Source organism: Aporhodopirellula rubra (assembly GCF_014192335.1).
Lineage (GTDB): Bacteria > Planctomycetota > Planctomycetia > Pirellulales > Pirellulaceae > Rhodopirellula > Rhodopirellula rubra.
Genome location: NZ_JACHXU010000017.1, coordinates 1 through 12,785, shown reverse-complemented (window position 1 = coordinate 12,785; position 12,785 = coordinate 1). Strand labels below are relative to the sequence as shown.

At 55.1% G+C, this 12,785-nt stretch carries 10 protein-coding genes; 5 read left to right on the top strand and 5 right to left on the bottom strand.

Going from position 1 to position 12,785, the window contains the following annotated elements; genetic code table 11:
• Positions 1 to 12: 12 nt before the first annotated feature.
• Both FHS27_RS20840 and FHS27_RS20835 read right to left on the bottom strand, forming a co-directional pair.
• A complete protein-coding gene (locus FHS27_RS20840; RefSeq protein ID WP_009093627.1) occupies positions 13 to 429 on the bottom strand; it encodes a DUF6384 family protein in 417 nt (138 codons plus the stop codon).
• Between the two features lie 495 nt (positions 430 to 924).
• Positions 925 to 2,649: a HEAT repeat domain-containing protein gene (locus FHS27_RS20835; protein WP_246420424.1), complete on the bottom strand. Its 1,725-nt coding sequence runs from the start codon at positions 2,647 to 2,649 to the stop codon at positions 925 to 927.
• Positions 2,650 to 2,972: 323 nt separating this feature from the next.
• On the opposite strand from FHS27_RS20835, the gene FHS27_RS20830 reads away from it, so the two are divergent.
• A complete protein-coding gene (locus FHS27_RS20830; RefSeq protein WP_184306778.1) occupies positions 2,973 to 3,764 on the top strand; it encodes a tRNA-binding protein in 792 nt (263 codons plus the stop codon).
• Positions 3,765 to 4,136: 372 nt separating this feature from the next.
• On the opposite strand, the gene ltrA is transcribed toward FHS27_RS20830, so the two are convergent.
• A complete protein-coding gene (gene ltrA / locus FHS27_RS20825; RefSeq protein WP_184306777.1) occupies positions 4,137 to 5,516 on the bottom strand; it encodes a group II intron reverse transcriptase/maturase in 1,380 nt (459 codons plus the stop codon).
• Positions 5,517 to 6,711: 1,195 nt separating this feature from the next.
• Positions 6,712 to 8,067 (bottom strand): integron integrase, encoded by a 1,356-nt coding sequence (locus FHS27_RS20820; protein WP_221225271.1) that lies wholly within the window; start codon positions 8,065 to 8,067, stop codon positions 6,712 to 6,714.
• A gap of 618 nt (positions 8,068 to 8,685) precedes the next feature.
• Here FHS27_RS20820 and FHS27_RS20815 point away from each other — a divergent pair.
• The 3 genes from FHS27_RS20815 (at position 8,686) to FHS27_RS20805 (ending at position 10,480) form a co-directional block, all read left to right on the top strand.
• Positions 8,686 to 9,315 (top strand): DUF6985 domain-containing protein, encoded by a 630-nt coding sequence (locus tag FHS27_RS20815; protein WP_184306776.1) that lies wholly within the window; start codon positions 8,686 to 8,688, stop codon positions 9,313 to 9,315.
• Positions 9,316 to 9,426: 111 nt separating this feature from the next.
• Positions 9,427 to 9,996 carry a hypothetical protein gene (locus FHS27_RS20810; RefSeq protein ID WP_184306775.1) on the top strand — a complete coding sequence of 190 codons (570 nt, stop codon included), beginning with the start codon at positions 9,427 to 9,429 and terminating at the stop codon, positions 9,994 to 9,996.
• A gap of 145 nt (positions 9,997 to 10,141) precedes the next feature.
• Positions 10,142 to 10,480: a hypothetical protein gene (locus FHS27_RS20805; protein WP_184306774.1), complete on the top strand. Its 339-nt coding sequence runs from the start codon at positions 10,142 to 10,144 to the stop codon at positions 10,478 to 10,480.
• Here the strand turns inward: FHS27_RS20805 and FHS27_RS20800 are convergent.
• A complete protein-coding gene (locus FHS27_RS20800; protein WP_184306773.1) occupies positions 10,477 to 11,631 on the bottom strand; it encodes an ISAs1 family transposase in 1,155 nt (384 codons plus the stop codon). The two genes, FHS27_RS20805 and FHS27_RS20800, sit on opposite strands and share 4 nt — an antisense overlap.
• Positions 11,632 to 12,014: 383 nt before the next feature.
• On the opposite strand from FHS27_RS20800, the gene FHS27_RS20795 reads away from it, so the two are divergent.
• Entirely contained in the window at positions 12,015 to 12,677 is a 663-nt protein-coding gene (locus FHS27_RS20795; protein ID WP_184306772.1) for a DUF4145 domain-containing protein, read from the top strand.
• Positions 12,678 to 12,785: the final 108 nt, after the last annotated feature.

The following is a 12,785-nucleotide window of genomic DNA, read 5'->3' as shown; positions in this document are numbered from 1 at the left end:
GCAAGTTGGGAATCAAAAGAAAAACCACGCCCCAGCGGCACCCGCGGCAATCGCGGCCGCGGAAATTCGATACCGCCAGATCCAGCAATAGGCCAGAAATTTCTTAAATCCGGGCTTGGGAGATTCGTAAGTATGCAAATTTGCCAAATATTGATCGATCGCCGCGTCAATTTCCGCCTCCGTGACGCGATCTCCCGACAAGGCCGCCGTTCGCATCAGCTTTTCGCGGAGCCGAACGCGGACCTCGTCGTGGCGAAACATCTCTTCCGCCGTTTCCCGCTGCTCACGCATTTCGCGGGCCACGTCCATCACGCGCAGCGTCTCCGCGATCGTCATGTCCTCGCCGGGCAACTTCGTCTGCGCCCGCATGCGATTGAGTTCACTGGTCGACAGCGGTGGCGGCGCTTGAGCCTGAGCACTCTTGTTCATCGTCTACAACCCAACAACGTATTGCCCGCCGATGCGGACGTCCGGACGCGTCGACAGGACCAACGCATCAACGCACGCCGCTCCCGTCCTGAGGACGCATTCTATCCTCTGCCACAGGATACGTGCGAGTACAGGGACGCCCGGGCATTAGCATCAACGACGAACGCAGTGGAGGGATTAGCCTGCAATTCCGCTTGAAATGCACCGCAATGAACCTCGCGAGCACCTTTACGGTAGGCCTCCGCCGTCATCGCGATTCCCGATCGATCAGACGAAACACTTGCGCGGCCCCCGATGAACGGGAACGCCATCCACACTGGTGATTCAGCAACGACAGGCCGGAAGCCCATCCCGCCTATTATATGAACGTGGTTGAGAAGGAAACGCCCGCAGGGATGGTGGCGGCTGAAAGATTCAACATCAATCAGACCACATGGCGACATCGCAATCACAGCTCGGATACCCGCTCAAAACCAGGCGACCTCTCGACGAAGACTAGAGTGCCTTCACGTCGTCCTCATCCGATTCATCTTCTTCGCCGGATCCATCTTCGTCGCGATAGTACTTGCGGCGAGACTTCGGCAACGGATCAAACGCGAGCTGATCGACCAGGACGCCTTGCTCCTTGGCCATCCTCAGGGTCGCGACAGCATCGCCATAGCCACCACCGACTTCGGCAATCCCACGGACCAAACCCGCGAGAGTCGCATCCACTTCCGCAAACGCGTCCGGACGACCGGGACGGAACCGACTAATTCGCAACCGTGCCGCACCACCACCGGGAATCGACTCCGCGCTCTCACCGGGCTTCAACCGACGTACAACCAATCCCGCAGGACCGATAAAGAACGATGACAATTCCAACGGCGAAACCTCGCCCATCAACACCACTTCTGGTTTGCGGGTCAACGAGACGATCACCGCAGGCGGACCGTTTGATTTGATTTGATACAGACGGAACTGGCCCTTCAGGTTTTCACCACCCAACGAAGCACGAGCGTCTTTACGGTCACGCAAGACTGTCATCGCACCGTAGCGAGTTTCGAGGCTGTCTTCGTCTAGCAATTGCTGGAGCGCCGATACCGCGGACGCATGTTGCAAACCGAGCAACGCGGACAGCGATGGAGACCGAAAGGCTGGCTCGGCGCGAATTCCCGCGAGTAACGGTTCGATCGCTTCGTTTCGATCCAAATACGCAAGCGCTTCGGCGGCATAAAACCGCAATTCAGGATTCGGCATCGACGTCGCTTCGACCAACGTCGGAATGGCCCCCTCGCCGATCGCCTCGAGTTGTAACGCCGCATCGGCCGCATTTTCAGGAACACGCAACTTCGCCGCCAATTCAACCAAACGTGCTTGTGTGTTACTCGATTCCGGTGCCACCGTGATCGCTCGCACCACCTCCATCAACCGCTCTTCGTGCTGACGATAGCGAGGATGAACGTCGATCTCGATGAAGTCGTCCTCCACGGCATTGGCGATTCCACGCCGTGTCGTGCCGTCAAAGAAGTAAAAGCGGCGGTTGATCGCTTCGGCAATCGCCTTCGCCATTTTGACGTGCTGAAACTTTGGACGCAAAACCAAACCGAGCTTGCGGTCCGATTGAACCAAGCCGCCCGATAAGATACGTCCGGAAACTTGCAACGTAACATCATCGGTGCCGTCGAAATCCCCACGCGTCAGCACCGGACCGGTTCCGATCGCGAGCACATCACTGCTGCGAACGGAGTTGTTGAGCACCTGTTGGTGCCGCAGTCGCGTGTCCAACAACCAACCACCATGAAGGTTCGTTGCTTCCGTTTTGGGAGGTGTCAGGATTTGCAGATCGATCGAATCACCACGGCGTGCCCCCGGGCGGATCAAACCGCGAACTTGCACCAACGCATTGTCGTCGCGTTCGAGATATTCATTAGGTTCGGAGACTTCATTACGCTTCATTTCCTCGAGCAATCGGTCGCGGAAACTCGACGGCAAGGCAGGGCCACCCGTTCCGGCCAACTGGTTCACCACCGCAACGCCATCGACGCGAATCTCTTGAAGCCCGTGTGGAATCGCGGCTTCGCGGATCAAATCCGGTGGATCAGGCACCTTCAACAGCTTCTCAAAACGCTGGCTCTCGTCTTGGTCGCCTCGATTGAGCCACGATGCACAACCGCCGGAAAGCAACATCCCAAAACACAATACCGCTCTGCAGACAAGGAGAGTTGGGAATCGAGACATGACGCAGTTCATTGGGGCGGGAGGGATAATTCTCGGTCGTTATCATCAAAGATTTGCTAGAGCTAGCCAAATCGCAGGCTTCAACACAAGATCATCTGCCCTTGAGCCCATATCTGGTCCGGCGTCATCATGCGGTTCGCCGCCACGATGCAACCCGCTCACCACTCACCCCACCGCGACGAGGCAAACTGCGGAACCTGCGGGGAGTTTGGACACACGAATCGATTTACTAGGTCCCCCATGACGCAGTTGCCATCGAAGGCAAGGCGTCCCACGCATCCGCCCAATCAATCGCAGCCTTCGCCCCAACGAGTCATTTCACCATGAGCGACTACCCGTTTCACTTCAACGCCGAAATCGAGGAAAACCTGGTTCGCGTCCCACCCCAAATCATTGCCAAGATTGATTTCACGAAGTCGAAACGTCTCCGCATCGAGGGCGAGGTCAACGGCATACGAATCGAGTGCGCGCTGATGCCAATCAAAGGCAAATGGTATTTCATGGTGTCAAAGAAACTGCAGAAACTCTGCGGTGCGTCGCCTGGAGATACCGTCAGCGTCAGCTTCGATATCGCGGATCAGGATTTCGTCGACGTCCCTAAAGAACTGCAGTTCGCACTCGAGGCAAACGAGGCGGCGATGGATGCGTGGCAACAATGGACAACCGGCAAACGCCGCAGCGTCGTGCACCGCATTGCGACCGCGAAAATGGCCGAGACGCGAGAACGCCGTGTCGATGAAGTGATCGGCATGTTGCTAGGCAGCCGCGTGACCGAATCCGGCATCATCAGCTTTGACGACTTTGAAAACGTCGACCTCCGCGCCGGAACGATCACGGCAGTCGACGCGTTCCCCGAAGCGAGAAAACCAGCCTACAAAGTCACCGTGGATTTCGGATCGAAGATCGGAACCAAACGAACGAGCGCGCAAGTCACGACCAACTACACGCCGGAAGAACTAGTCGGTCGCCAAGTGATTGGCGTCGTCAATTTCGCCGCCAAACAAATCGGCCCGTTCATGTCCGAGTTCCTGATCGTGGGTTTCTATCTCACCGACGGCAGCGTCATCCTGGCGGTTCCCGACCGAACCGTTCCCAACGGCGCGAAACTGGCATAGCCATCGATCAGCGATCGCGAACCGACATCACATCAAAAAGTTGCGAGCGTTTTTCTATCGCAAATCTCGCGAACCTTCGTTTCTTCAGCACGTCTCTTTTTCAGAACACGCGAGTCACACGCGTTGACAAAAGGCAACAAGCTCGCCAACGCCCCGTAGTGCAGGCTGCCAGCCTGCAACCACAACCAACGCAACCACAACCAACGCAACCACCCACAATACCCATCGCAGGCTAGCAGCCTGCAATACGTCACGCAGGCTAGCAGCGTGCAATACGGTGCAGTCCGTCCGATAGGGGTAGGGAAGTCCGGTTGAGCCGGACTCCCCTCCCTCCGAACCGTGCGTGCGGTTCTCCCGCACACGGCTCTCCAGTCAGTGGGTCCCCTCGAGGGATTGAACGTAAGCTGAGTGGGCTAAACGCAGACTTCGATAGCCTCGCTCGCTGAAGTAGGCATTGGGCCAACGATGCGTGCGACACAGCCGCTCAGGATTGCGTCGATGACGCTTCAAGAGCTGACGCCGCAGTCGTTTGCGAACCATCCCGTCGTACTTGTCAAAGATGTTCCACGTACAGTGACGAAAGTAACTGAACCAACCCACCGTCACGCGATTGATCTGGACGATCGTCGCTTCTAGCGATTGGCCGCTCTTCCGGGACGTTAACCGTCGAATCGTGTCAACCATCTTTCGGTGACTCTTCGCTCGCGGAAAGCGAAGCTTCCCGCGGAACGAATAACCAAGAAAGTCAAAACTCTTGGCCCGACTGTCAACGATGTGCGTCTTCTCGGGGTGCAGCGTCAAACCGGCTTCACAGACGAAGCGTTTGACTTCCTCAAGGGCCAACTCCGCTTGCTCCTGACTACGACACAGGATCACAAAGTCGTCGGCGTAGCGAACCATTTCGTAGCCCAGATCGGCCATCCGGTGGTCCAGCTCGTTGAGGTACAGATTGGACAACAGCGGGGAAAGTACAGCCCCTTGCGGTACGCCACTCTCAGGCGTCCACTCGCGAAGTTCCTCCAGGACCGATTGGTCCAAGAATCGCTTCACCAGATCCAATACCCGGCGATCCGAAATCTTCTCGCTGACCAACGCCAGCAAGCGGTCTTTCGGAATCGTGTCGAAGTAACTTTGCAGGTCAGCATCGACCACAAAGACATGACCGGTCTCCAATAACTCTTCGACCACTCGCAGTGCATCATGACAGCTGCGGCCATGGCGGAAGCCGAAGCTTCGTTCATGGAACTCGTTGTCGAAGATTGGTTCAATGACGTTGACCAACGCCGTTTGCACGACGCGGTCTCGAACCGTTGGAATTCCCAAAGGCCGCGTTTGTTTGCTGCCCGGTTTAAGAATTTGCACCCGACGTACCGCCTGTGGGCGATAGGTGCCGGTTCGCAGCTGTTCATACAGTTGCTTGATCTCAGCGATTTCCTGTTCGCTGAAATCCTCGGTGCTTTGCCGATCCACTCCCGCTGCTCCCTTCTTGCCGACAACCTTGCGGGCCGACACGAACAGGTTCAGCTCACGGTACACCTTGTCAATAAAGGCATGCCATTTACCTCCTCGCACTCCTACGGACAGTGCGTTCAACATACGATCAGTCCATGCGACGCGATTCGCCCAATCAGAAATCTCAATTGTTGATTTCTCATCAAGGTCTCCAGCACGGCTAGCCTTGGCCGACGGAGATTCCGCCGAAAACGGCACTGTCACCGGGATGTAGTCTTTCGATTTACGTTTCGCTGGCATGGTCTTCTCGTATCCACTTCCCTGCCTCCCTTCGCTCGCACCGGGTTTGGTTCCCGGTGGTCGACACTACTATGGAGGCTCTGACTTCTCGGCTGAGCTTCAGCGGTCTGCTGCTCGCCGAGATCTCCCTGCTTCTCTCGATTGAACTTCCGAACATTCCGTCTCCAACCACCGCATCGCCATTTCACCACGCTCGATTTCTCACGTTACCGAGTTCATTCATCGTCGTGGCTGCTGCACCGACCGCCCGCACAGTCGTCGGGCTGACCTGGATCGGTCATCGCTGGGCCGATTGCGTGCAGTCAAGGGTTCGCTCATTGCTAGGAGGCTCCCCGACAGGCTTGGCCGAATCGAGTTCACAATACAGTTACGGACTGCTCATTCGCTTTTGGTTGCTCTCCACCCTTTCTGTTGAAAACGCAGTTACCATCAGCTACGAGGCGGTAACGATCTCCCCGATCAGGACTTGCACCTGACTATTCAATCGCCTTTGCAGGCGCACTAGCTGACCGAGGACCTCGGTCAGCCACCCACAGCCATCAAGCCACCGGCAGGCTCAGCCCAGCGCAACCTAACTTCTGCCCACCCCACAAAACAAACCAGCACCTCACCCCCAACCACACACCACCCCAAAACCAAAGATCAAGATTAAGAGAAAGATTAAGACCAAGAATCAAACTCCAACCAACCGCCCCCAATACCAGCCCCCCCAGGCCCAACGGGCCGACACAACCATTGCCGGTGGCGTCAGCCACCGGATACTCCCAACAGAAAAACCCCCAGGCCCAGCGGGCCGACACAACTCCAAGCACCCCAAGCCTCAAACCCTCGATCAGCCGCAAGTCGATGGACCGCACTGAACTGCTTGAACCAAATCCACGCCCACTTCAATTTCTGTTCGACACTCGCAGCTTTTGAAAACGACGTGAGAAAAAGGTGTGCGGTACCGAAAAGCCGCAGCGGTACCGGCCACCTTTTCGTCGGCACCTTATCTCTTCGGACAAAGAATCTCTTCGGACAAAGAAATCGCCCTAGCAACCTCGCCCCCGGCCGGCCGCGTTTGGTTGGCGGCATCTTTTGACAGTACTGTTTGGCGATTCGGTGTCCAGCATCGCCGGGCATTCACTCCGGATCACACAAAGATGACGTGCGACCCTGCCAGCTCACCTATCGGTCGAAACCAAACACGGTGCCGTCACGAAGCCGAAGCCCGCCTAACTGCTTCCTCTTCCCGCTCACGAACCAACCGATCCAGCGGACTAACCACCTTCGTCTCGTTCGGATTCCGCACATGCGTGTAAATCTCCGTCGTCTTCACATCACTGTGACCGAGCAACTGTTGAATCTGCCGAATGTCCGTCCCGTTCCATAACAGATGCGTCGCATAGCAATGACGAAACGTGTGGCTCGTCACATGCTTCAACACCCCCGCCGACTCCACCGCCCGGCGCAGATGCTTCGGAAACGTATCCATGTGCAAATGATGACGATGCCGCCTCCCCGTCTTCGGGTCACGCGACAACCGGTGCGACGCAAACAAATACTGCCACTTCAGCTCCCGGTGAGCTTTCGGGTACTTCCGATCCAACGCATACGGCAACCACACCGACGCCGTCCCGTCCGCCAAATCCTGGTCATGCTGCGCCGCACGGCTATTCACAAAACGTCGCAGCGGCTCGGTCAAATCATCCGGCATGGGTACCAAGCGACTCTTGCCGCCCTTGGATTGCCGGATCTCAATCTGCTTGTTCGCGAAATCGATATCCTTCACCCGCAAACGGATCGCCTCACTGATCCGCATCCCGCATCCATACAACAACTTCGCGATCGTCAGATGCACCCCACTGAGCCCCTCGAAAACGCCCGCGATCTCCTTCGGCCCCAACACCGTCGGCGTCATCGGTTTCTTCGTCGCACGGATCGCCTCGATCTTCCCCATCTCACGCTTGAGCACCAACGTGAAGAACTTCAGCAGCGAATGAAACGAAACGTTCTGCGTCGACGGCGCCACGTTGCCATCGACCGCCAGGTCCGTCAGGTGAGCCTCTACGTCGGCCGCCCCGATTCGCTCGAAATCCGCCAAGCAAGTCAATCCGCGATCGGCCATGAAGTTCTTCAACTTGCCCACATAAGTTCGCTCCGTCCTCAACGCCATTCCGCCCCGACGCAGCGCACGCCGAAACTCCTGAATCGCATCCGGTTCCTTCGGGTCAATCTTGCCGACCACATCATCAATCGTGTCATAGCCCTCCGACTTCGCGCGTTCGATCGAAACGATTCCTCGCATCGTCTCACGCAGCGGCAACAGGTCCGCCGGATCACGATGCTGGACCGATTCGCGAAATACGATCAGCCCCTCGATAACCTTCATCCGCTTCCATGCCGGCACGCCCGCATCCCGCTTCGAACGCAAGAAAGCGATCACCTCCTCGGCAGTAAACTCTTTCGCGGGGTCGACCGGCCGACGGTGAAACAGACAAAACTGCTTGAACCAAATTCGGGCCCACTTCAGTCCCTGTTCGCCGCTTGAAGATTTGCAATAGTTGGCCATCGTAAAAGTCCCTCGACACCAGACTCACGGTTCGCCAGCAGAACGAAATCGAAAATCGCCAAATGACATCGCTGGGAAAAGCCACCTGCGAAATACCGTGACCGCTAAATGCGAACCATCACGCGGCAGCAACCATCGCTTGGCAGGCACAATCGCTAAGTGAGAACGATCACGGAGAGCACTTCCATACTCAAACACTGCTGCCGATACGCGGGGCCATTCCGACCCACCTTCGCCAGCCCGGACAGTCTACCCATCTGCCCTCAAAAGAGCGGACAAGTTTTCACCGCACGCCTGTCCACTGACGCTAAAAATGCTTGCCAACCGCCCACCGGTCAGCCAAAATCCCTCATAATGCGGGGAGGACACTTAGGGGGCAACACGAAGCTGAAAAGCATGTCACCCATGCGGACGAAGTCCGCACATGAGGAGGTGAGAATAAGCCTGTGGAAGTGAGAACAAGTAAGATCCTTCCCAAGGGAAACTTCCCAAACCCGTGAGAACAGGTCACCCGCCTCCGACTTATTCTCACCACCGAACCTAGTAAACCACCCCCAAATCACTTATTCTCACCCGGTCCGACCGGTAAGAAACAAGTTACCCGAATGAGAGATTGCGTTGACCTCCTTCTTTGACAACTTCAAAGCTGATGGCTGGGATGATCGCATCGTCTGGGAGACGAAAGCACCCCTGTTTGTCGATGCTCAGCTGATCTACGAATTTGACTCGCTACGAGGAGTTGTGACTAAGAACTCGAGGTCGCGCCGCGTTAATCGCGTCGAAGTTTACGCACACAACCAGATGGAGAACGGGTACCAACGGCATCAGGAACTCGCTTGGAAATACCTAACCTCACGAGTGAACTCAATTGAGCGGGCCGTAACGAACAAACTCTGGCCGACTTGCCACGAGAACTTCAACAGTTTCTTGCAGTACATGTCAGATGCGAACACGACCTGGGAATTGATACGCAATCGAGAGAACTGGGATGACATATCGGTGCTGCAGAAACAGATAGCACTGACTGATATTTCGCTCTTCGATACTGAACTCGACGGGCATGGGCTTTTCACGCTCGACTTCGCGGTTGGTTGGGACGAAGAGCACGGCGTCAGCGTACTGATGTGCCGAAACAAAGTAATTGCGACCAGTAGTTGCGCTGACTTTACGTGTCGCGGAGACTCGCTCCTCGGTCACGCGAAATGCATCCAAGACTATAGCTACACTGAAGGCGATTTGCGTCTTTGAACTCACAGCAGCGGGTAACCATGCCGTGCACCGGAGCGGCGTCAGCGAGTTTTCTGATGGTTAGTTTTACTCTCGCCGCCCGGTGACGGCGGACGTTCTGCTGCAAGATGAATGATTACGCTCGCTGAGATCAGATCAAACGCAACTGTTGTCGAAGACCTTGATTGGCCGTTCGACTTTTCGCTTGACCGGGCGGACGATGACACCGACTGGATTCAACTAAAGCAGGCCCAGCCATTCACCGTCATTGCTGGTGAGGGAACTGGCGGTGTATTTCTGTCATGCGGATTAAGTTCTGCGGCGGAATCTCTCCCGATACTTCACGGCACATCTGAAGGACAAGCCGGAAGGGTTGCGTCCAATCTAACGGAATGGCTTGCGATCTTGATGGCCGTTCCTTACTGGCGTGACCTGCTCAAGTTTTCTGCGGGCGGCCAACTGGATGAGATGCGAAAAACGGCAACATTTATGGACAAAGAATACGCCGAAGACTTCGCCGATTTGCCAGACGCTCGCGAACGAATATTGGCATTGTTGCCGATTCCAACACTTGATGATCCAATTAAGGTTCTCCACGACAATGTCCACGCAACGGACTGCGTGCTGGTAGCCGAAGACGGTTACGAATACGAATCGTTATTCAACAAATTTAGGCCATCGGACAACCGAAACTGGTGCTGAAAGCAGCAGAACAAAAAAATGCACCCGAGTCGCGAAGTCGGGCGTTTTGACAATTGGTAATCTCTCGTCGCGACCGGGTGATTTTGGACGTTCTGACTTGCAGATAGACCTTAACTCTTGCTTTACACGATTGGAAGGATTCACGATGTTTCGATTTATCACGTTTTCATTTGCGCTTGCTTGCTCTACGTCGCTATTGGCAACGGAACGTCCGAATGACGCTCTGGCCGAACTTGCGGAAGTTAAGCGAGCAATAGCGAAGTTGAAATGCCGCATCGAACAACTTGAAGACGCGGTTGCTCGAACAACCGATTGTGCGTCAGAGATTGAATTTCAGCAACTGCGCATTGTGGTTGCCGACTATGCATCACGTGCGCAGGCTCGTGAGGCGATCGCAAGAATGGGGCGCGCGGCGTACTTTAGCGGATCGCTCTCTCCCGATACAGGCTGGGAGCGGATTACAGCCACGGCAAACGCACACTAAGCTCTTGGTATGCCAAGGACTTGCGCTAAGTAGTCGAGGTTCCAACCGGCAACTCGGCGACGCATCGCAATGCTGTGCTTGTCATCTTGCTGCTTGAGAAGACTCAATCCGAAGCGTTTTAACCAGGCGAGGTTGTTCGCTGTGGTGCGATCACGGACGCGAGATTCGTCTTCTCGGAACGTCATGTCCAGGCACCAGTGAAGCGTACTTTCGATTGCCCAGTGACCTCGGACGAAACGAGCGAAGCGCTTGACTCCCATGGCAATGGAGGTGATGTAGTATCGAGCCTCAGTCGACCATGTGCCGCCACTCTTACTATACCTGACTGCAACGCCAATCGTCTTGAGTCCCGCCCACTTTTCACGGTTTGCCAGATCCATGGGAACCGGCATTTGATAGTACGTGATTTCATCCTTGCGGCCATGTCCCTTCAACGTTTCAGTGAAACGCTGTACTTTGACGCTGGCGAAATCATTTTCCATTTGTTCTTCAACGTACGTTGCCACCGCGCAGTGGATCGTGCCTTGGTTGCCTTTGAGCGAAAGCACGTAGTCGCCTTTGCCGTCGACAATCGTCTTTGCAATCTTACGTTGGCAGCCAGCAGCATCGATCGTGATCACAGCATCCTTGATTTCAATGTTCGCCAAAAGCTCGGGAATCGCAGTGATTTCGTTTGATTTCTCGTCCGTCGCGAGTTGGCCCAGGCTGATACCGCGATCCACTGACCACGCACTCACCAGCCACAGCGGCCCGAGTCCTTTACGCCGATCATGGCTCCGCCTGAGCACCTTGCCGTCGATCGCGATTTGATTGAGGTCTTCGACATCTTCAGCAATCGTCACGCTTGCGATCCAAGATTCAAAACAAGACTGAAACGCCGCTGGGCTCAATGCAGCGAGGAGTCGACCGATCGTATCATGAGAAGGAATGCCATTTGGTAGTTCCAAACGCTCTTTGAGCCACTCCTCGTTGTTCTCAGCCCACGTTCCGATCGCCAGAGGGCCATCAGCCCCAGCGATCACAGCCATGATAGAAATGACAATCAAGTCACCGAGTAAATGGTGGCGATTGATGGTCGATCTTGGATCATCAAGATCACCAAATTCTTGTAAGATAGAATCAACATCATCGAATGCTTTTGTCACAGCCATAACTTGATATGAGGGATCGCGTCGCTCAGTACATGAGCGACTGATCATCCTCGAAATCAAACAGCGGCGCAAGTCAGCCTAGCTCCCGCATTGTGCCTAAAGTGCGCGTTGGCCGTGGGGTTACAGCACAGTCGCAATCTGACATTGAATGCCTACCGTTGCGCCGGGCACTTTACCGACTTCCACAGAACGGGTTGAGCGAAATCCTGGAGGACCGAGACGCGTTTTATATTATTCGCGTTCTAAATGCGCCGAAATGACAGCAGTCAGAACCATGTGTTGAACCGGAGGTCGCATAGGGCCGTTTCACATGGTGACCACGTTGGGCGACCCCGGTTAACACTAACGTTCTGCCCCTCAAACAACTTCAACGCGATAATTGAATGTCAGCTAGAGAACGGATTCACGACCTAGTTAGAAACTTGATCGACGAGGGTGACCGCGTACTTGGCACCGAGTGGAAACAAAGTGGCAACTGGGTTGGTGGTGCGCCACGATTTGTGGATTTGGCCCAATTCAAGAAATGGCGTGCTTCGTGTGCACTCCTCGTTGAGCTGATGGGTGACCTCGCCGATCCATGGCGCGAAGTTCTTGCTCGCGACTCGCCCAACAATATCGAGACCGCCATTGGAATGCAGGGGACGCTCAAAGCGATTGACGAAGCGCTCGACAATGACTTGTTGGTACGCTTCGAAGATTTGGTTTTCGCTGAAGCGTTTTCCGATTTGGTCGAACAGGCGGAGTATCTCTTCGGCCAAGGATATGTCCTCGCTTCCGGCGTTATCCTACGCGCCGTACTGGAAGAACGCCTGCTTCAAATGTGTGATCGTGGAGGTTGCCTTCCCACCAAGAAACGTCCGACAATCGCAGACTACAACACAGAACTATACAAAGCTAAAGTCTACGATAAAATCACGATGAAGCACGTCGACTCAATGGCGGCAATTGGCAACGACGCAGCCCACAACAACCCGGACTTACAAAAGGACGATGTTGGACGCTTTCGCCATGATCTTATATCATTCCTTCAGAAGTTTGCCGCGTAAGCAAACGCAAAGGCGTGAACTCAAACCCGAAACGCAATTTATAGATGGCGTCAAAAAATCATTTTTGACGCTCATTGCCAGAAGCTAACTGGGCTGGCAAGGTTGTTT

Coding starts and splice junctions, on each gene's coding strand:
- FHS27_RS20840 (WP_009093627.1), bottom strand. CDS start 429: ATGAACAAGAGTGCTCAGGCTCAAGCGCCGCCACCGCTGTCGACCAGT.
- FHS27_RS20835 (WP_246420424.1), bottom strand. CDS start 2,649: ATGTCTCGATTCCCAACTCTCCTTGTCTGCAGAGCGGTATTGTGTTTT.
- FHS27_RS20830 (WP_184306778.1), top strand. CDS start 2,973: ATGAGCGACTACCCGTTTCACTTCAACGCCGAAATCGAGGAAAACCTG.
- ltrA (WP_184306777.1), bottom strand. CDS start 5,516: ATGCCAGCGAAACGTAAATCGAAAGACTACATCCCGGTGACAGTGCCG.
- FHS27_RS20820 (WP_221225271.1), bottom strand. CDS start 8,067: ATGGCCAACTATTGCAAATCTTCAAGCGGCGAACAGGGACTGAAGTGG.
- FHS27_RS20810 (WP_184306775.1), top strand. CDS start 9,427: ATGATTACGCTCGCTGAGATCAGATCAAACGCAACTGTTGTCGAAGAC.
- FHS27_RS20805 (WP_184306774.1), top strand. CDS start 10,142: ATGTTTCGATTTATCACGTTTTCATTTGCGCTTGCTTGCTCTACGTCG.
- FHS27_RS20800 (WP_184306773.1), bottom strand. CDS start 11,631: ATGGCTGTGACAAAAGCATTCGATGATGTTGATTCTATCTTACAAGAA.
- FHS27_RS20795 (WP_184306772.1), top strand. CDS start 12,015: ATGTCAGCTAGAGAACGGATTCACGACCTAGTTAGAAACTTGATCGAC.